We start from the raw sequence: 23,747 nt of genomic DNA, 5'->3' as shown, positions 1-23,747 counted from the left end.
CTTTCCAGAGTCGGTGCATCTTTTTCATGTTCAAGGTTTCCCCCTCGCGTCGCAACAGCTGACAGATCTGGCGATAGCCCCAACGCGGACGCTCGCGCACCAGCTCCAAGATTCGCTTGGTCAGGCGAGCGTCTTCGTCCTTCGGCTTCCCCTCGAATCGCTGGCTCGATCGGGGTTGATCGAGCACGCGACAGGCCCGCCGCTCGGAGACCGAATAGTTCTCCTGAAGCTGCTTGACCGCCTCGCGTCGCGACTGAGGGGTGGTCAGTTTCCCTTGGCGATCTCCTTCAGCATCGAGATGTCGAGCGCTTGATCGGCGATGATCCGTTTCAGCCGGTTATTCTCTTCCTCGAGCGATTTCAGCCGCTTCGCCTCTTTGCTTTTCATGCCGCCGTACTGCGTTCGCCAACGGCTGAGCGTCGCCTCGCTCACCTCCAGGGACTGGAGCACTTCGCCAACGCTCTTGCCCGCCGCCAACATGGCGTCCGCGTTCCGCAACTTCTTGATGATCTGTTCGGCCGAATGCCGACGTCGCTTCTTACTCATAAAAAATCCTTCGCCAGAATTTTTGCTCTGGATCTTTCATAACGAATGGATCAGGATTTGGGGAGCACTCCACCTGGACATTCTGGTGTCGGTCCAGCTACAGCGCTCGCCTCACTGGACGCCGCAGCAGAAGTCGGAGTTTGATCGGCTTGAGTCGTGGTTAACGACGCACGGATATTCGCTGGACGAAGCGCGCGCGGACAACGAGCGTTGGCGGATGGCTATCAAGAATAGTCGATTTACGAGCTCTCGAGAAACAGTTGGGTATAAGGAACGCGCGGCTCGCTATGCCGAAGAATTAAAAGCGAGGAGATTGGAAGAGGCGGGCGACCATTGAGCTAGATTTACGATTGCAGCAGAAAGATACCAGGACAGGTCTTGTTGGGGGCCTCGAGCATCTTCGGAATTGTTACTTGGCAGCAATCGTCGCCCATGAAAAACAGCCGCCAGCTCGCATGGCATTGTTTTTTTGGTCCATCCGGCTTTTTTTGTGGGTCGCCAGTCTGAACAGATGACCAGTTTCGATCAAGCATGGGAGGCATTTTCGTCGCCATCGCTTGCCTGAAGCTTTCGCCAGTAAGTGGCTGGGCTCTTGAATTTACTCGGAAAATAACGGTGGTTGCTGCCTTCGTCCGAGCCGACCGTCGATCGCTCGCCCTCACAGGCGATTAATGGTCGGCGCAGATGCAGGTAGCCCTGCCTTTGTTGGTGAGATCCCCGCTTTTAGCCGCGATCCACAAGAAGTCCTGAAGGACCGTTTTTCTGTTGGTGCGTCGCCTCGGCAGTTTTTCCGCTCTCACGGACAATTGACATCGCTAGCGACTACTGAAGGGATCCGACGATGATTACCCCTTGTCAGGTGGTCGAAACGAACGATTTGGATGAAATCTATGGCTTGGTTGCCGCCGGCGCTGATGTCAATGCGAAGGGGAGAACTCGAAACAGACAAACTTGGCCTGTGACCCAAGTGAGCGACGCGAGAGGTTTCGGGATGTGCGATATATTGGCGTTTGACCTCAAAGTGTCTAGCTTCATTGGCACGTCAGCGGAGTGCACGAATTAATGCACGAAACGAGATGGAAGTGGTACATTTCATGGACATCCTGGAACCAATATGCTGCGAAAAACTCCCAGAAATAGGACGCTTCCTCGATTTCCAACTCCATTCGCAATGCAGAGGTCGTGAGTTCGAATCTCATCAGCTCCACTTTTAAGTTCTTACACGTTAAGGGCTTAGACAAAATCTCCGAATCGGATCGCATAGCGTTCCAATGTTGATTCGGGCAAGAAACAAAAAAGGCTGGTACCAATCGCGGTACCAGCCTTTATTCGTGCGCTTCTGATATTCGCCCCGTTTTCTAGCCCACGATCGACGAGATATCGACCAGGTGCAGTTGGCGGCCTTGGTCCTCGAACGGGGCGTCGACGACCAAGGTCTTGCCGTCGGGGCTGTGGCGGGGATGGGTGTCGCAGCGCCATTCGCCGGTGTACGCCTTGGGCGCTTTGAACTTGGCGACGTCGATCCGTTTGCCCGTCGGCACGTGATAGAGGTAGACCGTCTGATACCGGTCGCGATCGGGATAGGTGTCGTTGACGATCCAGTCGCGGTTGGGCAAGTAGGTGCAGTGACCGTCGCGGGTCATCACGTCGGTACCGACCGCTTCGACGACTTCCGGCTGTTCGGCATCGCGGAAGAGGTAGAACGCGCCGCCGTGCGACGGTTGATTACTCCAGGCGAGCAGATGCTGCGGATCGCGCCAGATGAAATGGGAGGTCATGCCGTTGTCGTCCAGCACGCGAATGTCGCCCCCCTCCATGTTGGCGGTCAGCATGCGGGTCTTCCACTTGCCGGTCGAAAGTCGACTGCGGTGGAGGAACTCGAACCGGGTTCCGTCGGGGTTCACCAGCAGGTGATTCACGTAGTGCTTCACGCCGGGGCCGTCCCACGGGACTTTGCCAACCTTGACGATGTCGGCGAGCGAAATCAGCAGCTTCGATTTGCCGGTCGTCAGATCAACATAGAAGATGCCAGACTCGGCGGGGGCGTCGTCATCGGCGTATGGATCTGGGAAGCCGACATACCCGTATCCAGGACGGACGTCGTTGATGCGGCGGAAGTCGGCGGTGACCGCTGATTTGCGGTCGGGGCTCAGCGCGTAAACCGGCTGGTCAACTTCGAGCGTGTCGCCCGATTTGATGTCGAGAATCCGCGAGCCGTAGCTGTCGTCGCCGCGGGTGTTCCAGATCACCTTCGCGTCGGAACCAGGCAGCCACTGCAGCATGCAACCTTGCTGCCAACCCCAGGCGGTCGTCTTGCCCAGTTCGGTCCACTTGTTACCGTTTTTGAGGTCGATCATCCCCAGGGCGATCTCGTCTGCGGCGGTCGGTTTACGATGCTCGAAGTCGATCTCCATGCTCAGCAGATATCGCCCGGTTGGATCAAACTGAAGCTTGTCGTAGTAGCCGAACCAGTGATGCTTTGGTTCTTGCGTCACCACCTTGACCGGCAACTTGCTTTCAAACGAGGTGGCGGCGAAAGCCTTGCCGGACGGCCAACAGGTAATCGCGGCGCCAGCGGCCAGGCCAGTCTTGAGAAGGTCGCGGCGAGATAGCTTGTTTGTTTGCATGGCTCGATTCTGCAGTTCAGACAGGGAAGGGCCGCCGCGCGAAAGGGAGCTCGGCGCGACCAAGAGGCGGGGTAAAGGAGCTTAGGGGAACTATAATCGAGCGTCAGGCGCGGTACAACATGATGCCGAAATTCCCGGCTACTAATCGCCAAACCAGGGGCAGGTGCGTCGTCGCAGTTGAATCAACAGCCAATCAAGCGTCAGCCCGGTGATGCCGAGCAGCGCCAGGTAAGTGTAGACGATGTTCATGTTTTGCAGCCGCGACTGCATTCGAAGGGTATACCCGAACCCTTGATCGGCCAGGGCGAACTCGGCCGCGACCAGAAAGACCATCGCCGGGCCGATTTGCAGGCGGGCGTTTTCGATGATGCGCGGCAGGATCTGCGGGATGACGACCTCCCACACCACTTCAAAGTCGGTGGCGCCCAGCGTGTACGATTTGTACAGCGTATGGTCGTCGACATCTTTTTGAGCGGCCTGGGCGATCGCTTGCGCGAGCGTCGGAAAGATGCCGAAGGCGATCAGCGCGATGAAGATCTGCATCCCCGTCACCCCGAAAAAGACGAAGTAAACGGCCAGCATCGCCGTCGGCGGGATCTTGGCGAAAAAGGAGATCGGCGGCATCAAGACCGCCTCGACCAGCGGGAAGCAGCCCATCGCCAGGCCAATCACAAACGCCGCCAAGACGCCGGAGCCAACGCCCAGCGACAGCCGCGCGGCGGAGGCCTTCACATCGGCCCACAGATCGATTCCGTTTTCGCCGGCCCAGATGTTGTACCAACCTTCTTGCAGCTGTGTGGCGTTGGGAATCGTTTTGTTGCGGGGGTTTTCGACGTGCGCCCGATGCGACATGAAGGCATAGCCGACAAGCAGCACGAAAAAGCTGGCGATGCCCAGCAGAATGCGGCTGCGGTTGGTGATGGGCCCGCGAATCATTCTCGGCGTCTCACGATGTTGAGCAGGAGAGGGGGGAAGCGTTCAACGCGCGAAGGCACGAAGCGACGCTTCGTGCCTTGTTGCGGGATTGGATGAATCAAGTAGGTCGCTGGGGCGACTACTTCGACTCCACCTTTTTCATGTACGACGCGTCGAAGTTGAGCTGCTGGTCGGCGGCCCCAAATCCAACGGTCGGTTTCTCGGCGACGATGTCGTGCGAGACGCAGAAGTCGACGACATGCGGCATCGTCGTGTCCTGGAACTCCTTGTTTTCAAACAACGCGACGCCTGCCTCGGGCGTGGCGTACATCTTGGTCTCTTGGACGACCACTTCCATGTCCTCAACGCCCAGGCTCGAGAACTTCTCGCCCAGCGCCTTCAGCGTTTCGTCACGCTGCTCGGGATCGGCCAACATTTTGTTAACCGAGTAGAACGCGTCGAGCACCGCCGCGGCGAACTTGTCTCCGCCCGGCTTGGCCAGACTCGACTTGCTGACGACGACCATGTCGATGATTTCTTCCGGAATCTTGCGAGAGTCGAACAGCCGCTTCGAGCCTTCGCGATCACGCAGCGTTTGCAGCACGAAGGGATTCCAGACCATGATCGACTTGACGGCCGCGTCGCCTGACTGCATCGCTTGGGCGGCGACGCCGGGATCCATGTTCTTGAACTCGAAATCGGCCGGCTTGGCGCCTTCCAGCTCTAGGCAACGCTCAAACGCATACTGCGAGACCGACTTCTCGAGCCCGTAGGTCGGAACGTCTTTCAGAGCTTCGACCGAATCGACGCCAACTGTGATGCAGGCATCGGCGCCAACGCTGGTCGAGGTCGGCAGAATCGCGACTGAATCGCGACCGGTGGCCGGGGCCAGGCTGTCCATGTTGGTCATGCAGACCGCGTCGACGGTCGAGTTGCCGTATTGGCTCAGGCAAGAGTCGTAGTCGGCTTGCACCAGGACGATGTCGACGCCCCATTTCTTTTCCAGTTCGCCCAGGGCGCCTTCGTCTTTGTTGATCAGGCCCTTCTCGTGGGCGACGCCAAAGACCGACCAGCTGGGATACTCGCTCCAGGCCAGGCTAAAGACCGGCGTCTCTTCGCCGGCGCCGCCAGAGTTGTTGCTGCTGGTATTGCAACCGACGGCGACCGCCAGCATTGCTACGCATGAAACGAATTGAAACATTCTCACGGGTGACTTCCTTTCTATTGACTTGAATCTGCGTCCGCCTAGCTATTCGTTACGCTTCCGGAATTCTTGTCGTTTCCGGGCCGTTGTCGTCCGACTCCTTGTTTTCGGTCAGGCCGATGAGCGAGTCAAATTCGTCGTTCGCCTGGCTGTTGACGGCGAATTCGAGAAATTCGGCTTCGGCCTGTTTGGTGTCGAGTCCCGCTAGTTCGCGACTGACGCGGGCCTTGGCGCTTGCCTTCTGACGCAGTTCGCGCAGTTCCCGCAGCTCTTCGCTGGTCCGGTCTTCCGACAGTCCAGTCATCAGGTCGGCGATCTGCTGCTCTTCGCTGGCGGACAACACGGTGGCGACTGCGTCGTGCTTCTCTTCGGCCAGCTTCTCCAGATCGCGAAGTTGCGTCTGAATCTGCAACTTGTGGCCGTTGACGTTTTCGACCAGTTGCTCCAGATCGGCCTCGATCTCGGCGATGCGGGCCTGCTTTTCGGACAGGGTGCTGCTGAAGTCGCGGAAGGCGGTCTGGCACTTCTGGTACTCGGCGTCGTTGCGGGTCGCTTCGGCGTCGCCGTTGTATTTGGCGGCGACCTGGCGAGCCTTGGCGGCGGCGCCCGCCTTCAGCTTTTCGAGCTTTTCGAGTTCTTCGGTCAGCGTCTTCAGCTTGCTCTTTTTGTTCTCTTCCTGGGCGATCATGGCGCTGATCGCGTCTTTGTATTGATTGATGCGGCTCCGCTTCTCTTCGATGATGCGATCGTAGTTGGCGGAAATGACGCCGGGGTTCATCCGCAACGTTTCGCTCGCTTTATCGATACGGAACGTGACCAGGTAGAAGACCGCACGTACGTACTTGCCGATTGCTTTGAACATTCAGAAACCTCGCTTCGCAAAATGCGGTTCGTTTACTTGGTGGTGAATCGTTTGGGTCGTTAAAGTTCGTACTTGGCGTCGTCATGATCAGGCGAAGACTCGATCGAGTCCATCACCTGCTCAGCGCGTCGGGCGACTTCCATCGTCCGGTCGAGCTCGGTGCGGAGCTTCGACAACTCATCGTCGCTATCCTGCAAGCGGAACGAATGGTACTGCTGCACGGTGCGAGCCAGGTGCTCGACCGTGTCGACCACCTCGTCGACCGCCTTTTGGCGTTCTATTAGCAGCGGGCGGCCGGCGCCATGCGGCAGACGGTTCGCCTTTTCCCACAACCGTAGCGAGCGCTCCAGTTGCCGGATCGCCGCATAGAACAGGGCGTCGACCTGCTGGCGAAACGCGAAGGCGGCGCCGCGCGGATCGGGTTCCGATTCCAGCGAGGCGTACAGCGTGCGCAACTTCACCAGGCATTCTTCGCTCCGCGGATCCTCATCTTGTTCGAGCTTGCGAGCCAGTTCGTCCAGCCTGGCGTCTCGCTCGCGTCGTTGTTTCTCGGTTAGGTAGCCGTACGCTTTTTGGGTCAGCTCTTCGAGACCGAAAATCAGCCGCGAGGCTTGAATCCCCACGCCGGACAACACGCCGGCCAGTCCCAGTAAATTTAACGTCGTATCGCCGTCGACTCCCCACGAAATCAGCCACGCACTCAAGCCGCCGACGATCGGTACGAGGGTCCACGGCGAGACGAAGAGATCGAGTAGTACCTTTTTCTTCAGTTCGTCCATCGGCCCAAGTCGATTCGATACGCGGTTGCCTGGCAAGGCTCAGTAGGCGAGTTCGCCAAGCACGAAGGAAACCGACGTGTCGCCGCTCGGTTGAACGCCGATCGCCCGCAGTCGATCACGATCAACCCCTTGTTCGATCAAGTAACGCTCCACCTCTTGCGCTCGCTGCGAGGCGAGCTTTTGATTCGCTTCCAAGTCTCCTTGCCGCGACGCATTGCCCCGCACAATCACGTAGTATCGGGTCGATTGCAGCGTTCCGGCAAGATCATCCAGCAGCACGCGGCTGCGCTCGGTCAACCGAGCCGTACCGCGGGCGAAAACTAATTTAGGCGCCCGCGCCGTACCAGCCGGGATTAGCGATTCCCACTGCTTGTCGGTTAGTTTCGGCATCATGGCGCCGCGGATCTTTTCGGCCTCGTCGCCTGGATGGAAATCGATCAGCTCTTTCAGCACCGAATCGTCGTACAGGTAGTTGGGATGGCCATCGGTCGGGTCGGCGGCGATGGCGCCTGACTCGAGCATGACCCGGGTGACGCCTGCGATCATGTCTTCCAGATGAGGCAGTTTCGCCTCCGGCTTGGCGCCGAAGTGGGCGAGATTTTCCTGGGTATTTTTCCACCAAACTCCTTCGACCAGCTGCGCCGCTTCTTCGCGCGTCAGCGCCGCATCCAGAGACGCCGCGTCTTCCATCACCAGCTGAATGCGATCGGCGTCGCTGCGGTATTGGTGGTTGACCGTCAGGTAAGCTTTGACGACCTCTAGTACCGTCTCGCGATTCTTCGCGATGAAGTCGTCGCTGGCGACGAGTACGTCAACAATCGCCGAAGGAAAACGAGAGCTGTCGACGACAACGTGCGTGCGCTCGTTCTTCAGCATTTGCGCAACAAACGGTTGCCACAGGGCGTAGGCGAGCTTGTCGCCAGGCTTCGACGCTTTGTATTTATCAACCACGGCGGCGGCGTCGGCCACTTTGATCAGCGGGTCAGCGCTTAACTGGTCGAGTTGAAACCGGGAGATGACGACCCGTGTTAGCGTCTCGCTAGGCGAGTCCGGCGTCAGCACGAACCGCGTCTCGGGATCGTTCAGGGCGTCGACGTTGGGGTAGACCTCTTTGTAGGCGACGATCGCGTCAGCGCCGACCGTTTCGTCGATCAGGGCGACGATCGTGGCCGGCAGGTCTCCTTCTTCGGCGCAGGTCTTGACCAGGGCGTCGATGGTGAAGACCGCCAGATCGGTCTTGCCCTCTTTCAGCGACTTCAGGCGCGCTGGATAGTCGGCGCCGTCGTCGACCAGGTCGAGCTTGATCCCTTGCTTGCGGAGCGCCTCCGCGAATTCGGGCGAACGCAGCACCGCATAGCCGCTGAAGCCATCCAACGCGAGATTGACTTGCGTGTGGTAGCGACTGGCCGAACCGCCTCGCTTGAGCATCGCTTCTCGTTCTTGCCGGGCCTTCTCGGCCGCCAGCCGTTCTTGTTCGGCGCGCGAGACTTCGACGGCCGGCGCAAAGACGACTTTCCAGGTGATCACGCCAACGGCGAGGATCATCAGCCAAACGATACTAGCGGCAAGGAGCTTGCCTTTCGACACTCAACGATTCCTCAGAGAAGTGGATTGGACGAGCGGTAACGTGTTGGGGGCGTCGCACTTGCGAAAATTTCCCCCCATTGTGACGCGATTATCGCCGCTTGGCAATGAAGGAAATCACCCGCAGCACAATCACGATGAACACCATCAAAAATAGCATCTTGCCGAACGAAAAGCCGCCGCCGCCGTTCCGTCCGCCTGGTTGATTGCCCACCGGCGCCGAATTGTTCGGAAAATGCGGGCTATTGGCGACCGGCGGGGCCGGCCTGGGGTTGGCGGAGTACGAATTTCTGCCGCTGGTCCCGACCGGATCGTTGGCCAGCGTGGTCAGTGCGTTGAGCGACTCGGCCGCCATTTCGCTTGGGAAAGAGGCGAGCAGCTCAAAATCGGACTCGCCGGCATCGCTGGCGTCGGCGCCACTTTCGCCCAGCACGACCGCTGAGATCGCCTGTTCGAGCGACGCCGGATCGCTGGCGTTGCGATAGGTGCTGGTTCGGGTCGCCAGGCTGTGTTCGCGGGCCATGTCGACGCCAATGACGTCGACGAGCAAACCGCGAGCCTGGATCTCGGGCAGATAGCGCTCGACCAGGTTGGCGTCGGTCGCTTCGCCGTCAGAAACGATCAGCAACTTGTAGTCGCCATAACGCTGTTCTTCGCGCAGTTTCAACAGCGCGTCGGCCGCCGACTTCATCGATTTGCCGAGCGGCGTCCCTCCGTCGGCTCGCAAACTGGAGACGGCGTCGTTGATCGCACTCTTATCGACCGGGCCCAGCGGAATCAGCCAATTCCCTTTTCGCCCTGGGTTGAGCAAATAGACGCCCACTTTGGCGCTGTCGGGCGTTTGGTCCAAGACCTTCTGCAGGGCGGTCTTAGCCGCAGCGATTCGCGGTCCGCCCGAGTTCATCCCTTCCTGCATCGAGCCGGAGTTGTCGAGAATTACGACCACGTTCAGGTTGTCGGCGGCCAGAGCGGCGGAAGCCTGAATGAGACTTCCGGCGGTCAAGATCGCAGCGAGCAGCAGACGGTGCATGTCGTCGTTCCCCCCAAGTTTTTTGAAAAGCAGTTTTCCGTAGCCTGCCGCCGCTTAAAAGTCGAAGTCCGACTCGGTCAGCGTTTCCGGATTGACTTTAACAATCCGGAATTCGACCCGCATGTTCTGCTTCGCTTCGGCCATGCTGGATGGCTTCGAGACGACCGGATCGGCGATGCCGGCGCCAACCGGTTGCAACTGCGACAGGTTGACGTTCACCCCTTTCTTCTCGGCGTAGTTGACGATCGCCTGCTTGACCTGCTCGGCCCGGGCATGCGAAAGGTTGAGCGCCGCCTGCATCGTTTGCAGCGGGCTATCGGCGGCGCCTTCAAACGCGCCAGTCTTGATCAGCTTAACCAGCGCCGGCGTTTGGCCGAGATCGAGTTCGTTCGACCCGTTCTGCGTGTTCAGGAAGTACTTGTACGACCCTTGCTGCCCGGTGCGGCGGATGATCCCCTTTTCGATCCCGGCTTTCAGCAGCTGTACCAGCGTCTTGGTCGGGTCGGAGTGCCCGCGGATCACGACGGCGGCGCCGCCGAAGGTGCTGGCCGATTGCAGGGCCCGATCAAACTCGGCTCCGTAGCGATCGACCGAGAAGTCGGTCTGGTTTGGCTCGAACGAAATCGTGAAGCTGACGATCGTGTCGTCGTCAAAGTCATCGTCGGGGAACTCCATCACCCCTTCGGCTTGGACGATTCGGGACGGCTCGACATATTCGATGTTGGCCAGCTTGGCGATCTTGCGATAGTCGAAGCCAGAAGGATCAAAGCCGCGGCGCGACGTGGCGTAACCCCACTTGGTCGCCAAGTCGAGGGCGGCGGTCATCTTCGAGTTGTAACCGCTCAGGTTGCCTGATTGCTCGAAGAAGGCGATCTGGCCCGGCAGGCTGACGAAGTTACAGTCCAAGAGCAGCCCGTGCGCATCGACTTCCAGCGTTGGCAGCACCTCTTCGCCAAAGATCGTCTGGCACTGCGTCAGCAGGTTGCGATACTCGGGCGAAAGCCGCTGCGACTTTTCAAAATCGTCGCGGAGTTTCTTTACTTGGACGGCCGCTTGCAGATAGCCGGCGACGAACTTCTCGGCCTTGTCGCGATTCGCCTCGTACCAGTCGTGCCGAACGGCGTAGACGTCGGCGATCGAGCGCGACATGTTCTGCGTCGAGACGAGCACATGGGCGCCTTTGACGGTTCCCTCGGCGCCGGTTCCGGCCGAGTCGACGCCGCCGGTCAGGCCAATCATGTCAGGCGTGATTACACAGCAAGCGTCAATCGACGGATCGGTGCGGAACTTCTCGGCCGCGCCGTTGGGGCCGGTCAGGTCATCGACAAAGACAATCTCGACATCCTGGTTGGTCAACTGGGCGGCGGCTAGCGCGTCATACAGCAGACCGACGTGAGGGCCACCTTGCTGGCAGGCGATCTTCGCCTTCTTGCCATCTTTCTTCAGATCGTTGAGCGTCTTCAGCCCTTCGCGGGAGACGATATGATCGCCGGCGCTCCACGACAGCTGAAGCAGAATGACCGGCTTGGTGCGAGGATCTTTGCCGATCACTTCGCTTGCTTGGCCCAGCATCCGCATTGTGCCGCGGAGGAACGGCGACTTGCCGCCCATGTAGTCTTTGACTTGCTGCACGAAGTCGTCGCCGGGCGTCAGCTTCAGTTTCAAGCCGGCCTTGCCGTAGATCGAGTCCGGCTTGGTATCGAGTCCGCCGTTGGCGTAGAAGGTCGCCGCGTCGCCGCCCCAAGTGATGAACGGGACTTGGATCGGCTCGCTTTTCGCAACCGGGGTGACGTCAAGCGGACCGGTAATGCTGGAAAACTTTTCCTGCGCGGTCGCCGTCGAAGCGAACTGCAACAAACATGCTGTCAACGCAAACAAGGTCGTTCGGAACATCAACATCTCCCGTGAGTTGGTTTACGCGTCTATTCGTCGGCGAACCGTTTTTATTGCGGACATTACGCTCGCGGCCCAAGGATGGGGGCCGCAGATCGCCTATTATTACATATCTCGAGCAACAACGCAGGCATTACCGATTAGCGGATTCCCTGCAGCTCAAGCTCCTGAATCCGTTTCCGCCAATCTTCACGAACTTCTTCGTTGACATCGGGATCAGGCAACAGAGAGCGACGCGTGCAGTTGAGCAGCGCCTGCAGCGTTTGGTACTCGCGTGTGGCGCCGATTTCGGGCGGGATCTGATCGTGGATTGCGGCCCGCACTTCTTCCCAGGTTTTGGGCTCCAGCGCCGCCAGCAGCGAGCGGAGCGAAGCGAACGCCGCCGCCGAGTAGTCGGACGCGAGGACCGACAGATCAAGCTCGGTGATCTGATTCTCTTCGCTCGGCGCTTCTTCGTCTTCGATCTCGACCGCCGTCAGCAGCCAGCGAATGAAGGCCAAGCGATCTTCGCCGACCGGATCCAAGACCGGAATGATCAAGTCGCCAACGCGACCGGGACGACGAATGTCGGGCGAAAGCAGATGGATTCGAGCCGTCATCAAGAGCCACAGCACTCGGCCCCGCAACTGCCGATCGCTCATCATCGCTTGGATTTTGCCGGTCAGACGACGTTCGGTCTCATGCGCGTTGGCGTCGACGCTGCCAAACTGCGTGTCGGCCTCGTCGACAAAGATAACGACCTTGTCGAGTGCGTCGAGCACCCGCTTCAGTCGTTCAAAGATGACGTCGGTCTGCCCGAACCACTGGCTGCGGATGTTCTTCAGCACCAGCACCGGCAGATCAAGCTCAGCGGCGACCGCTTCAAAGATAAAGGTCTTGCCGCTACCGATTGCGCCGGCAACCGCGGCCCCGGGGAGCGCTTTGGCGCCTTTCGCTTTGAAGCGGGGGATCAACTCGCGATCAAGAAACTCTTTGAGATCGGAAAAGCCGATGACGTCTTTCAGGGTATGGCTCGGCTTCTTGAACTCGACGACGTCGTCGCCCAGTTGCGTACGGATGTACTCTTCAACCTTGTCAAAGACTTGAGCGACGGTGAGCGGATCGCCGGAGTAGGCGGCGCCCGCGAGCATTTGCCGCAGCGCCTGCAGCGAAAGCCCGGCAGTGCATTCGGCCAAAGCCCGCGGCTTCGACCAGAGCTTGGGCGCCGGGGTGTTGTTGTCGAGGAAATGTCGGACGTAGCCTTCGCGATGCTCGAGCGAAGGCGCCGGAACGTCGACGCTGAGCACCTGCGGCATTCGCGAGATGCGACTGTGAATCAAACTACGCGACTCCGCTAATAGGCAGACCGAATCGGCGCCCTCGGCGAACTCCGGATCGCCGAACCAGTCGTGGACGATGCTGATGCGGTGTAGTTGCCGATCGTTCAGCGACGCCAGGCTGCCGGCTTCGGGAAGCAGCATGTCGGCCGCTTCGATGATGATCAGCAGGTTCTCACGCAAAGAAGCCCGCGAGCAGATCGTCAATTGTCGCAGCAGTTCCAGCGCGAGCGTCGGGTTACCGGTGGCATCGCGCATGTGACGATCGAACTCGGCCTGGAAGAACTCAAGCTTCGAGCCCTTCTGCTGCAGATCTTGCAGCGCGAGCAGATTGGCGTCGACGCCTGATTTCCATTCGACCCACGCGCCGCGCAGTTTGCTGAGCGAGGCCTCGTCGGCGCGGATCGGGCCATTCAGTTCGTAGACCAGTTGGATCAAGCCGCTGGTCTTGGTCTTCTGGAACAAGAACGAATTGAGCGGCACGTAACTGGCGCCATCCCACAGCAAATCGTAGATGTTGCCCGAGAGGACGACGCTGCGCGATTGCCCCGAGTTGAGCAGACGGGCTAGTTCAGAGAAGAACTCGTGATTCGGATTCATTTCGGCAGGGCTTCCTGGATCTCCATCCACAGCATTTTGTGAAAGGCGTGTACTGATCGTTCGAGCTTCGAGGAATAACGACCGCGGGTGAACGAAAGCGATTGCATGCCGGTTTGGGCCGATTCGCAGATCGCGACGTCTTCTAGCTGAATAACGTGACTTTGTTGGATCGAGTTGCGAATCATCCGCTTCGCCCGCCACTCTTGCACATCGTCAAAGTCGGCGTAAAAGTCAAACACGACCTGGCACTTGTCGACGCCCAGCGGCAGCACCAGGTTAGTGTCCATCATCCGCCCATAGCGGTTGATGAAAAAGTTGGGATAGAGCCAGGCGTAGGTTACTTTTTCGCCCAAGCGTCCATCAGTTCCCTTGGTTTCGCAGATTTGCACCGACGAGCGGTCATAAATATGAGTGGCGTAACCTCCAAATTCAAGCCCGGCCGCCAGTTGCTCGTGGGCGTACGAAACGTGATAGCCGCCATCAAGCGAATTATCGACGAAGGCTTTCCAGTTGCAGTTAATCGTGTAGTTTCGACGCTCGATCCACTGCATGGTCTCGAAACCGAGTTCGGCCAGCGGCGCAACAATCGGTCCGACGTCGCTGGGCAAGTGTCGCGGATTGTTTTTTCCGCCGGCCGGTCCGTCGAGATCGACCAGGATAAACGGGCCCCAGGCTTCGACGCTGATCGGCGGCAGAGAAAAATCGGCGACGTTAAAGTCGGTCATCTTCCCCATTTGCGGCGCCCGTTTCAGACGACCATCCAGACGATACGTCCAGCCGTGATAAGGGCAGACCAACTCACAGGCCTTGCCGCTCTCCTGGGCGACGACCGCCGCGTGATGCCGGCAAACGTTGTGCATCGCCCGCAGCGTCCCTTCCTCGTCGCGGAGGACGAGAATCGGGTTGCCGGCAACGCTGGCAGTGAAATAGCTGCCAGGTTCGGCAACCTGATCGGTTCGCCCGATCGCGATCCAGGCTTTCTCAAACACCTCCGCTTTTTCGACTGCGAGAAAAGCGGGGTCGGTGTACCATGAGGCAGGCGGCGTCGGGGCCGCTTCGATCGGAATCGTGGGATCGAAATGATAGTCCATCGTGGAAGTTCCCAAGTTCGCCCTACTGGTCCCGAGAGGTTCGCCGGCCGATAATTTACCGCCGTAATGACTTCGCTTCCGCTTTCCAAATATTCGCAGGTCGCATGTCTGTTCTCGATATTGTTGACGTTTCGCACGCCTACGGACCGAAAAAAGTGCTCAATCAGGTCAACCTGCGCGTCGGCGCTGGCCAGATCATGGCGTTGATCGGACCAAGCGGCTGCGGCAAGTCGACGCTACTGCGGGCGGTTTTGGGAACGCATCCGCCCACCTTTGGCCAGATCCTGGTCGGCGATTGTCAAGTGACCGCTCCGAACCGCGACGTCGGCATCGTTTATCAGCACTATAGCTTGTACGACTTTTTGACCGCCCGCGAGAACGTCGCGTTTGGCCTGAAGTTGGATCAGACGTCGACCCCGTTTCGCGTCTTCAATTATTTCGGGTGGCGCAAGCTTCGCAAGCAACACTTGGAGCAAGCGGACGATTTTCTACAGAAAGTCGGCCTGGGTGCCGCTCGCGACATGTATCCCAATCAGATGTCGGGCGGGATGCGGCAGCGGGTCGCCATCGCCCAGGCGCTGATCATGCAGCCCAAGATCCTCCTGCTGGACGAACCGTTTGGCGCACTGGACGAAGCGATGCGGGAAGAGTTGCAATTGATGCTGCTGCAGCTCTATGCCGAAAATGTGCAAGCCCGGGAAGAGAACCGGACGCCCCCCCATACGATTGTGATGGTGACGCACGAGCTGAACGAGGCGCTCTTCGTCAGCGATCGCGTGGTCGGGCTATCGCAATATCACGCCGACGGCGCCAATGGTGCGACGATCGTCTACGACCGCCCGGCGCCAGTCTTCAAACCGGACGAACCGAAAGATATCAGCCGCTTTGTCGAGCAAAAAGAAGAGCTGATCCGCTGCATCTTCAGCGCCCAGTTCCAGCACGACCACCTCAAGTTCGTGACGTTTTGGGACGAACTGGAGAAGCAACACGAGGAAGCGGCCGGCTCGCCGTAACGAGGCTTCCTTGGTAGGGTGCGTCGAGAAGGACCTAGCTGCCTGTTGAAAAATGCCATCGTGGCATTTTTCAACCTCGCCAGGCTCAGAGTATAGCTATTCGCGGCTCGCATCCGTGCGATCACGCAGTCCGTCGAGAAAATCAACGGACTGCTAGAGCCTGCTCTGTCGCTCAAGTAAGAAAAAACGCGTAGCAACACATCGTCTAGCGAATTTGCGTTACCACGCGATGGTGAATTCCGCGTTGATTGGTAGTTCGTGGAGCGTCGAGACGCGCCCAACCGCAGACTAATCTTTCGCTTCAACTTTCTTCTTCAGCGTTTCGAGATCTTCGGTCAGCTGATTGTTTCGTTTCTTCAGATCGTCGATCAGCTTCCGCAGTTCGGTCAGCTCGCGGGGAGCGGCCGGTTTGTCGGAGCGGAGTTCTTCGATCGCCTTCTTGGCCGCTTCCTCGGCGTTCTTTTCGTTGGCCGACTCGGCGAAGGTTTCCAGTACGGCGAGCGCCTCGGCGTCTCCCAACAGGCCCAGCGCCCGTAGTGCCCCTTCGCGGACCGGCGAGCGGAGATCGCTCAGTTGGTCGAGCAGCAGTTTGCGTTGGGCCGAGGTATCGTCTTCGTTCTCGCTGATCCGGGCCAGCGTCGACAGCGCCGACGCCAACCCGCTGGTGGTGAACGCATCGCGGCGCGACTCGATCGTCGCCATCAGGGCGCCGGCCATGTCGCTATCGCGGCGGGCGTTGATCGCGGCGACGGCGGCGTTGAGCAGCTCGTTGCGGAATGACTCGGACTTCAGCAGTTCTTGCAGCAGGCGATCGACCTCTTGGTCATGGTACTTGCCGAGCGAACGAACCATCGCCGACTGAATCGCCGGATTCGCTTCGCTGCGGACCATCTCGACAAAGTCGTTTACCTTTTTCGGACGATAGAAGCCGCCGAGCGCTTTGATCACGTCTAGCCGAACCCGGGCGTCGCTTTGCTCGGTCGAAGCGAGCAGGGCGTCAAACGCTTTGTCGCTGTGGATCTTCTTCAAAGCGTCAGCCGCTTCGATGCGGACGCCATAAAACGAATCGTTCTGCAGGGCGTCGGCCAAAGCGGCGACGACGGCATCCGATTTCTTCTTCTCCAACTGCTCGATCGCACGCAGGCGGCCGACCATGTCGTCTTGGTTCTTCAGCTGGGCGAGCAGCATCTCGTTCGGCTTGTCGAACGTCACCCGAGCCAACAGAGCGAAGTTGGGATCGAACCGAACCACTTCCGGCTTTTCGTCGAGCGGGACGAACCACTCGTGCTTCTTACCATCAGCGGTAAATGTCTTGGTGACCGAGCCGTTCTTGCCGTCAAAACGGAATGTGGCCGGGAAGGCGTACAGCAGCACGTCGTCGTTGACTTCCTGCGTTTGCTCCAACGTCAGGTGAGCCAGCTTTTCGTTGGGGAGCCAACGGTAGCTGATTTTGATGTCGGGGAAGCGAGCGTGATACACCCATTGATCAAAGAACTGATCAAAGCTGCGGCCGCTCACTTCTTCGATGGTCGATTGCAACGCCGGGGTGGCGACGCTCTTCAGGGCGTTACGCTCCAGGTAGGTCTTCACGCACTCGCGGAACAGGTCTTCGCCCAGCCGGTCACGCAGCATGTGCAGCACCCAGCTCCCTTTGGGATAGGCGCGATAGTCAAACTGCTGGCCCGAGTTTTTGTACTCGTTCCAGACGATCGGTCTCGTGTCCTTGGTCTGCGTCAGGATGCGGCGGTTGGCGTCGCCGTACAGGCGATAGAGCATCGCGTCGCGGCCCGACTTGTGCCCTTCGTACAGGTGGGTGTAGTACGTGGCGAAACCTTCGTTCAGCCAGAGATGGCTCCAGTCGACGCAGGTCACGTAGTCGCCAAACCATTGGTGCGCCAACTCATGGGCGTCCAGGCTGTGCGACGTCTTTACGTTTTCGGTTTCCGACGAATAGATCGTGCGGTCGGTCAGCGTGGTGATGGTTGTGTTTTCCATCCCGCCGGCCAAAAAGTCGGCGATGGTGACCTGATCGTATTTGGGCCACGGATACGCGACGCCAATTTCTTCTTGGAAGAAGTTCATGATGTCGACGGTATCGGAGAACGCGTTCTCGGCGTGCTCTTTCCACGACGGCTGCGTGTAAAAGCCAAGCGGAACGTCGCCAGCCATCTTTTCCAGCTTTTCGAGATTGCCGGCGACCAGGCAGATCAAGTAGTTGACGTGCGGTTTGTCATGCAGCCAATGCACCACGCGCAGGCCCGACTTGGGATCGACTTCGTTGCTGAGCATCTTGCCATTGGAGACGACCGACATCGCTTCCGGAACGCGGCAGATGACTTCGGTAGTCGAACGTTCGTTCGGATAGTCGAAGCAGGGGAACCACTGCCGGGCGAAGTGCGATTCGCCTTGCGTCCAGCAATGGATGTCGTCGGCCGGATAGCCCATTTCCGGCGTACGGAAGTAAAAGCCGCCGGTCGGTTGATTGTGATGGGTGATTTCGACGAAGGCCTCTTCGCCAACCGGGATCGGTTCTGAGAAGGCGATTGTCACGTCCTTCTTGGTCGACGAGAAATCGGAGATCTCTGCCGAACCGCGAACGCCGTCAATCGTCAGATCGATCGCATCGAGTCTCAGCTCTCGCAATGGCTCACGCAGCGGGACGAACTTGATCGTCGTCACGCAGGCCACTGTTCGATTAGTGAAGTCGGGCGTCACGTCAAGTTTGATGTGCAGCACGTCGACATGACGGATCGGGGCGTAACGACGACCGTCTCCTTCGAGATCAACACCGAACATGCCGGCCGCGTCGTGCGATTCGCCGCAGTAGCGACAGACGCGATACTCTTCAGCAACGGCGGTGGAGAACAGAGAAAAAAAAGCAAGAAATGAGAACACGCCTAGCGCGATCAGGCGATGCGTCATAAGTTGGCTCGGACGTTTTGAAGGAGTTTGGGGGCTTTCTTCTAATTTAGTCGCCGAGTCGAATTCGTACACCCACCAACGATGATTCTGCGCACCGGGTGGGGATTACGCCGGAGCCGCGCTCAAGGCAGTCACATCGACGACCACCCCCTTAAATGCAGGGGTTTTCGACTTGGGATCGGCGTGTCGCGAGACCAGCACATTCGCTTCGGGATAGTACATTAGCGCGTTCCCAGGGCGGATATCTGCATATTCCCGCACCCGAAATCCGCGGATCGAACCAATGTCAGAGGCGATCTCGACCTGCTGATCGTCACTCAGTCCGAGCCGGCGGCAATCGTCAGGATGAATCAAAATCACATCACGTCGATCGATGCCGCGATAAATATCTTGCTCTTCATAAACGACGGTATTGAATTGCCCTTCGCTGCGAACCGTCATCAGACGCAATTGGTTTGATTCTCCTTTCAGCCGAGGGATCTCATGCGTGAAGAGCTGCAGCTTGCCGGTTGGCGTGGGGAAGACCGGCGTGTGGAAGGTTCGCCCGGAGATTTGAAATTCCTGCTTCGTCTTGTCGATCGTTTCGATCTTCTCAAAGCCGGGAACTACCTTCGAAATCGCGTCTCGAATCTTGCCGGTGTCTTGCATCGATCGCCAGTCGAGCGGGCCAGCGTCTCCCAGCACATCGCTGGCGATCCGGGCAATTACCTCGACCTCGCTGAGCGGGCCTTGCAGACGAGCCGGACCTCCATCCGAAAGTCGCACGTAGTTGAACATCGACTCTTGCGTCGTCGGATGCGGCTCTTCGTCACGAGCCAACACCGGCAAGATCAGCGTCTCTTTCGCCAGACCGTTGGCATGCCCGGTGTTGAGCGTCGTGCTAAGGAAGACGAGCATGTCGAGTTGCTCTAGCGCCGCCGCCGCATATTTTTGATCGGGGTTCGAGCCGTAGAGATTGCCGCCGAGGCAAAAGCCCATCTTCAATTGGCCATCATGCGCCGCTTCCATGCAGGCGAGCGTATCGAGCCCGGTGGTGGTCGGCAGCTTGAGATCGAAGCTTGACTCCAGGCGTTCAAAGATCGCTTGCTTCAACTGCGGCGTCACGCCGACCGAACCAATCCCTTGCACGTTGGAATGGCCGCGGATTGGCATCAAGCCGGCGTTGGGCCGACCAACCATCCCGCGCATTGCGGCCAAGGCGGCGATCGCCTGCACGTTGTCGACGCCATGCGCATGATGCGTGATGCCCATCGTCCAGCTGAAGACGACGTTCTTGGCCTTGGCGTACCGGGCGGCGATGTCGTTGATCTGCTCGCGGCTAACGCCTGACTTAGTAGTGATTTCTTCCCAGGTTAAGTCGCGCAGGTGGGCCAGCCAGGCTTCGCTGTTGTCGCAATGCTCGGTCAGAAACTTCACGTCGCCGGCGCCAAGTTCATCGATCTGCTTGGCAATTCCTTTGAGCAGCGCCAGGTCGCCGCCAATGTGCGGCTGCACATACTGCGTCGCGATCTTGGTGCCGAACAGCAAGCTGATCGGATCGCTGGGGACGCGGAAGTTGACCAGCCCGGTTTCCACGACCGGATTGATGACGATCACCTCGCCGCCGCGACGCCGCACATGCTTGAGCGTCGACATCAGCCGCGGATGATTGCTAGAGGGATTGCCGCCGATCAGGAAGACAAGGTCGGCATGTTCGACGTCTTCCAGCACGAGCGTCGCGGTGCCGCTGCCAACAGTCGACGCCAATCCGACGCCGCTTGCCTGGTGACAGTAGTAGCTGCAGTTGTTGACGTTGTTGGTGCCGTAGATCCGGGCGAACAATTGCAGCAAAAAGCCCGCCTCATTCGAGCTGCGGCCGCTGAAGTACCAGAACGTATCGTCGGCCGGCAGGCTCTTCAGCTTGTCGGCGATGCGGCGGAACGCTTCGTCCCACTCGATGGGGCGATAGTTGTTGGCGTCGCGCTCGTACAGCATCGGCTGCGTCAGACGGCCGCTATGTTCCATCTGATACGGCGTGAATTTGGAGAGCTGCGCCACGCTGTAGGTTTGCCAAAACTCGGGCTTGATGGCGCCTTGCATGTCGGCGACCATCGCCTGCAGCGACTTTTTGCAGACCTCGGGGAAGCTCCCCAGTTCGTTGACCATTCCTCCCTTTTGACCGCCCATTCCAAGAGCGCAGGTCTTGCAGGCATTCTTGCTGCGCATCGCCTTCCACAGCTTCCAGATGCCGCCCGCCTGGCGACCTTTGGCGAAGGTGTACTTGATGGCTTGCCAACCGCCGCCGCTCGATAGTTTGCGCATGATATTTGTGGTGGGGTAGGGAAGGGGGAAGCGTTGCCCGAATCATAGCAGACGCGAAGAATAGCGACAAAAAAAACGCTCGGCGATTTGCGATTGGCCGAGCGTTGGATCATTCCGATTGTCGCAGTCGCCTAGCCTTCGGCGACGTTGACGAAGACCTTCAGGGCCGAGCTGTCTTCGACCAACAGTCGCATCATCTCTTTGTAGTTGTCGAGACCATCGACCGGGTTGGTCAAGATCTTCTCGAGGACGCCCGGGTAGGTGACGTCGCCCAGGGCCAGATCGCGAATGCCAAGTTCAAAGTGCTCGCGGTTGGCGTTAACCGAACCGAGCAGCAACTTGTTGCCGAGCACCCATTCGATATTCAGCTTGTCGGTCGGCAATTCGTGCATGACGTTGGCGCCGGTGATCGACGTCCAGGCCAACACGCCGTTGTGACCGAGGTACTTCATCGCTTCGAAGGCCATGCGGCTGCTGCCGGTGGCGTCGACGATCAGCTGCGGGCGACCGGTCTTTTTGACCAGCTCTTCCAGGTCGGTCTCTCTCGAGCTGACGTAGGTCGCTTCCAGGCCTTCGACGATTTCCGACTTCAGGTGCGGGCCCGGAGCGCGGGCGATCGTATAAACCTGCAGGCCGCGAAGTTTAAGAACCAAGGTCGAGAGCAAGCCGATCTGACCGGCGCCCATCACCCAGGCGACTTCGGGACGCCAGACCTTCATGCGACGCTGAACTTCGTAGACCTGATGAATCGCCTTGGCGGCGCAACTCATTGGCTCCATCAGCACGTGCAGGTGCTTCAGGCCGACCGGCACTTTGACGATGTAATCTTCTTCGTCGGCGAAGTACTCGGTCAGATACCCGTGCAGCAGGTTGATGCCGCGCTCGTAGTAGGTCTCTTCGCTGGTCATGTCGTACGTACCGATCTGATCGTAGATCGATCCGCCGGGACGACGCACCGTGGCGGTGACGTAGTCGCCCGGTTTGATGCGAGTGACGTTCGGGCCGACCTCTTGGACGATGCCAAACGATTCGTGACCGAGCACCAAGTGCTTGTCCCCGGGAGGGGACCCGCCGTACAGCGCTTCGTTGATCTCTTTGTCGGTCGCATCAACGCCAACTTTGAGCACCTTCACCAAGACCCCGTTTCCTTTCGGAAACTGGTCGAGCGACGGCATGGGGATATCTTCCAGGTGGACGCTGTTGGGAGTGCCGGGCGTGACCGCGACTGCCTTCATTGGTGAGTTACTCTCATCAGATGGTGCGAGCGACGCCGCTAGGGTGCGGCTAAGACTGCTCATCGTACCAAAGGGAGCGGCCGATCGAAAAGTAGGCCCCGCCCTTCGTTTAGGGCGATTTCTCAGCAGATTTCCGCGATTTTGTCCCGTAAATCGGGCATGGCGCCAGCATGCGAAGCGACCAGCGCCGCGATCTGGTTGGCGAACCCCGCCATGGCGGCAACTGGTTTTTCGTGGACCAGTCCATGGGCGATCGCTGCGGTAAACGAGTCGCCGGCGCCGACGGTATCGGCAATTTCGATCGGCACGCCACGTTGACGGCTTTGTTCTTCGCCGCGGGCGACCAGGCAGCCATCGCCCCCCAGGGTGATGCAGACGGCATTAAGGCCGAAGAATTTTTGAACTTCCGCCGCAAAGGGTTCGATTTCGGCAGGCAGGCCAAAGTTCTCGGCCAGATAGTGGACTTCGTCTTCGTTCAGTTTTAGCGCGTTGGCCAGCGCCAGCGAAGATTCGATCGTTTCTTTGGCAAACCAGGGGGGACGCAGGTTGATGTCGTAGATCTTCCAGGCGTCGTGCGGTGCGGCTCGCAGGCAATCGTAGATCATCGCCTGGCTGTTGCGATTGCGCTGGGCCAGCGTGCCAAAACAGATCGCCGCCGCCTTCGAGCACAATACGGCCGTTTCCGGCGTGAACTCCAAGTGATCCCAGGCCACATCATCGACAAACGTGTAATTGGGGTCGCCATCGACAAACTCAACGCGAACCTGGCCGGTAGCGTGATCGGGGTCACGCTGCACGTACTGGTCGCTCAGCCCATGTTTGGCGAGATACTGCAGGAACTCGTCGCCCAGCTCATCAACGCCGACGCGCGAGAGAACCGTCCCTTGCAGTCCGAGTTGTTTCGCATGAAAGGCGAAATTCGCCGGAGCGCCGCCGGGACGACGCTCGTCCGGAAAGCAGTCCCAAAGAATTTCGCCAAGTCCAATTACGGGTCGAGAATCTGTCATCGCGTTGTCGCTTTTCCGCAGGTAGCCGTCGATTGCAATATAGCTTCAGTCTAGGGATCCGCCGGCGTGCGCCCAGCGGAAACGACGATTTTACGTCTGTTATTCGCTAGGAAAGCGGGCGTCATATTCCAGCAGAATCGCCGCCGTACGGCTCAGCCCGATCCGATCGGCGCCCAACTGGCAATACTGAAAAAAGGAATTCAGGTCCCGAATTCCGCCGGCCGCTTTGATCTTGCTGCGAGAATGCTCGCGCATCAGGACCACATCGTCTGGCGTCGCGCCGCTGCTGCCGAAACCGGTCGACGTTTTGACCCAATCAACGTTCGCCTCGTTACAGACCTGGCATAGCTTGATCTTTTCGAGCTGCGAGAGATAGCAGTTCTCGAAGATGACCTTGATCTTCTGGCCAGCGTCGTGCGTCATCTGCGTCAATTGCAGGATCTCTTTGCGAACGTGTCGCCAGTGCCCGCTTTTGACGTCGCTAATATTGACGACCATGTCAATCTCTTGGGCGCCTTCGACCAGTGCTTGCTCCGCTTCATGCAGCTTGGCCCGCAAGGGATGGTTGCCATGCGGAAAGCCAATCACCGTGCAAGTTTTCACCGGCGAGTCGGCCAACATCCGGGCGCAGGGGCCGGTGAAGAAGGAAGGAATGCAGACCGACGCAGTTTTCAGATGATGTCCCAGCAGACAGGCGTCTTCCAATTGAAGCTGCGTGGCGTTGGGCGCCAGCAGCGTGTGGTCGATGCGGGCCAGCACTTGAGCGCGAGTCATGGTCACGGGCGAATCCATTCCAGAAGTTGCGAAACGACGATCCACTTA

The 23,747-nt window shown here is 58.9% G+C and carries 16 protein-coding genes and 1 pseudogene; 1 reads left to right on the top strand and 16 read right to left on the bottom strand.

Features of this window, described 5'->3' with window-relative positions; genetic code table 11:
• From Enr8_RS24210 to Enr8_RS24160, 11 genes and pseudogenes are all read right to left on the bottom strand, one after another.
• Positions 1–546: pseudogene (locus Enr8_RS24210) on the bottom strand (transposase); the annotation flags it as partial.
• Between the two features lie 1,358 nt (positions 547–1,904).
• A complete protein-coding gene (locus Enr8_RS24205) occupies positions 1,905–3,173 on the bottom strand; it encodes a twin-arginine translocation signal domain-containing protein (RefSeq protein ID WP_146436749.1) in 1,269 nt (422 codons plus the stop codon).
• A 141-nt stretch (positions 3,174–3,314) separates the two neighbouring features.
• The gene (locus Enr8_RS24200) at positions 3,315–4,109 is read right to left on the bottom strand and encodes an ABC transporter permease (RefSeq protein ID WP_146436747.1); all 795 of its coding nucleotides are present in this window, start codon (positions 4,107–4,109) and stop codon (positions 3,315–3,317) included.
• 118 nt (positions 4,110–4,227) lie between these two features.
• Positions 4,228–5,295 (bottom strand): type 2 periplasmic-binding domain-containing protein, encoded by a 1,068-nt coding sequence (locus tag Enr8_RS24195; RefSeq protein WP_146436745.1) that lies wholly within the window; start codon positions 5,293–5,295, stop codon positions 4,228–4,230.
• A gap of 49 nt (positions 5,296–5,344) precedes the next feature.
• Positions 5,345–6,154 carry a hypothetical protein gene (locus Enr8_RS24190; protein WP_146436743.1) on the bottom strand — a complete coding sequence of 270 codons (810 nt, stop codon included), beginning with the start codon at positions 6,152–6,154 and terminating at the stop codon, positions 5,345–5,347.
• Between the two features lie 59 nt (positions 6,155–6,213).
• Entirely contained in the window at positions 6,214–6,933 is a 720-nt protein-coding gene (locus Enr8_RS24185) for a hypothetical protein (RefSeq protein WP_146436740.1), read from the bottom strand.
• A 39-nt stretch (positions 6,934–6,972) separates the two neighbouring features.
• Complete coding sequence (locus Enr8_RS24180; protein ID WP_146436738.1) at positions 6,973–8,520, bottom strand: phosphate ABC transporter substrate-binding/OmpA family protein; 1,548 nt, start codon at positions 8,518–8,520, stop codon at positions 6,973–6,975.
• An 88-nt stretch (positions 8,521–8,608) separates the two neighbouring features.
• A complete protein-coding gene (locus Enr8_RS24175; protein WP_146436736.1) occupies positions 8,609–9,547 on the bottom strand; it encodes a vWA domain-containing protein in 939 nt (312 codons plus the stop codon).
• 54 nt (positions 9,548–9,601) lie between these two features.
• Positions 9,602–11,440 (bottom strand): ABC transporter substrate-binding protein, encoded by a 1,839-nt coding sequence (locus tag Enr8_RS24170; RefSeq protein WP_146436727.1) that lies wholly within the window; start codon positions 11,438–11,440, stop codon positions 9,602–9,604.
• Between the two features lie 140 nt (positions 11,441–11,580).
• Positions 11,581–13,356: an AAA family ATPase gene (locus Enr8_RS24165; RefSeq protein WP_146436725.1), complete on the bottom strand. Its 1,776-nt coding sequence runs from the start codon at positions 13,354–13,356 to the stop codon at positions 11,581–11,583.
• Complete coding sequence (locus tag Enr8_RS24160; RefSeq protein ID WP_146436723.1) at positions 13,353–14,447, bottom strand: aromatic ring-hydroxylating oxygenase subunit alpha; 1,095 nt, start codon at positions 14,445–14,447, stop codon at positions 13,353–13,355. Before Enr8_RS24160 ends, Enr8_RS24165 begins: the two co-directional genes overlap by 4 nt.
• Before the next feature lie 104 nt (positions 14,448–14,551).
• Here Enr8_RS24160 and Enr8_RS24155 point away from each other — a divergent pair, with 104 nt between their 5' ends.
• Complete coding sequence (locus tag Enr8_RS24155) at positions 14,552–15,460, top strand: ABC transporter ATP-binding protein (RefSeq protein WP_186767852.1); 909 nt, start codon at positions 14,552–14,554, stop codon at positions 15,458–15,460.
• Positions 15,461–15,748: 288 nt separating this feature from the next.
• Here Enr8_RS24155 and Enr8_RS24150 read toward each other — a convergent pair whose 3' ends face one another.
• From Enr8_RS24150 to deoC, 5 genes are all read right to left on the bottom strand, one after another.
• Complete coding sequence (locus tag Enr8_RS24150; RefSeq protein ID WP_146436719.1) at positions 15,749–18,382, bottom strand: M1 family aminopeptidase; 2,634 nt, start codon at positions 18,380–18,382, stop codon at positions 15,749–15,751.
• Positions 18,383–18,487: 105 nt separating this feature from the next.
• Positions 18,488–20,683 (bottom strand): FdhF/YdeP family oxidoreductase, encoded by a 2,196-nt coding sequence (locus Enr8_RS24145; protein WP_146436717.1) that lies wholly within the window; start codon positions 20,681–20,683, stop codon positions 18,488–18,490.
• 131 nt (positions 20,684–20,814) lie between these two features.
• Complete coding sequence (locus tag Enr8_RS24140) at positions 20,815–21,918, bottom strand: glucose 1-dehydrogenase (protein WP_146436715.1); 1,104 nt, start codon at positions 21,916–21,918, stop codon at positions 20,815–20,817.
• A gap of 122 nt (positions 21,919–22,040) precedes the next feature.
• On the bottom strand, positions 22,041–22,925 hold the full coding sequence (locus tag Enr8_RS24135; RefSeq protein ID WP_146436713.1) for a carbohydrate kinase family protein: 885 nt from the start codon (positions 22,923–22,925) through the stop codon (positions 22,041–22,043).
• Between the two features lie 99 nt (positions 22,926–23,024).
• The gene (deoC, locus tag Enr8_RS24130) at positions 23,025–23,699 is read right to left on the bottom strand and encodes a deoxyribose-phosphate aldolase (RefSeq protein ID WP_246120245.1); all 675 of its coding nucleotides are present in this window, start codon (positions 23,697–23,699) and stop codon (positions 23,025–23,027) included.
• Positions 23,700–23,747: the final 48 nt, after the last annotated feature.

Source organism: Blastopirellula retiformator (assembly GCF_007859755.1).
In the GTDB taxonomy this organism is placed as follows: domain Bacteria; phylum Planctomycetota; class Planctomycetia; order Pirellulales; family Pirellulaceae; genus Blastopirellula; species Blastopirellula retiformator.
The sequence above is the reverse complement of the archived record's forward strand: the minus strand, read 5'-3'. Positions and strand labels throughout refer to the sequence as shown.

Excerpts from the sequence above, each read along its gene's own strand:
- Enr8_RS24205 (WP_146436749.1), bottom strand. The coding sequence starts at position 3,173 with ATGCAAACAAACAAGCTATCTCGCCGCGACCTTCTCAAGACTGGCCTG.
- Enr8_RS24190 (WP_146436743.1), bottom strand. The coding sequence starts at position 6,154 with ATGTTCAAAGCAATCGGCAAGTACGTACGTGCGGTCTTCTACCTGGTC.
- Enr8_RS24165 (WP_146436725.1), bottom strand. The coding sequence starts at position 13,356 with ATGAATCCGAATCACGAGTTCTTCTCTGAACTAGCCCGTCTGCTCAAC.
- Enr8_RS24175 (WP_146436736.1), bottom strand. The coding sequence starts at position 9,547 with ATGCACCGTCTGCTGCTCGCTGCGATCTTGACCGCCGGAAGTCTCATT.
- Enr8_RS24200 (WP_146436747.1), bottom strand. The coding sequence starts at position 4,109 with ATGATTCGCGGGCCCATCACCAACCGCAGCCGCATTCTGCTGGGCATC.
- Enr8_RS24160 (WP_146436723.1), bottom strand. The coding sequence starts at position 14,447 with ATGGACTATCATTTCGATCCCACGATTCCGATCGAAGCGGCCCCGACG.
- Enr8_RS24155 (WP_186767852.1), top strand. The coding sequence starts at position 14,552 with ATGTCTGTTCTCGATATTGTTGACGTTTCGCACGCCTACGGACCGAAA.
- deoC (WP_246120245.1), bottom strand. The coding sequence starts at position 23,699 with ATGACTCGCGCTCAAGTGCTGGCCCGCATCGACCACACGCTGCTGGCG.
- Enr8_RS24150 (WP_146436719.1), bottom strand. The coding sequence starts at position 18,382 with ATGACGCATCGCCTGATCGCGCTAGGCGTGTTCTCATTTCTTGCTTTT.
- Enr8_RS24140 (WP_146436715.1), bottom strand. The coding sequence starts at position 21,918 with ATGAAGGCAGTCGCGGTCACGCCCGGCACTCCCAACAGCGTCCACCTG.
- Enr8_RS24170 (WP_146436727.1), bottom strand. The coding sequence starts at position 11,440 with ATGTTCCGAACGACCTTGTTTGCGTTGACAGCATGTTTGTTGCAGTTC.
- Enr8_RS24185 (WP_146436740.1), bottom strand. The coding sequence starts at position 6,933 with ATGGACGAACTGAAGAAAAAGGTACTACTCGATCTCTTCGTCTCGCCG.
- Enr8_RS24135 (WP_146436713.1), bottom strand. The coding sequence starts at position 22,925 with ATGACAGATTCTCGACCCGTAATTGGACTTGGCGAAATTCTTTGGGAC.
- Enr8_RS24145 (WP_146436717.1), bottom strand. The coding sequence starts at position 20,683 with ATGCGCAAACTATCGAGCGGCGGCGGTTGGCAAGCCATCAAGTACACC.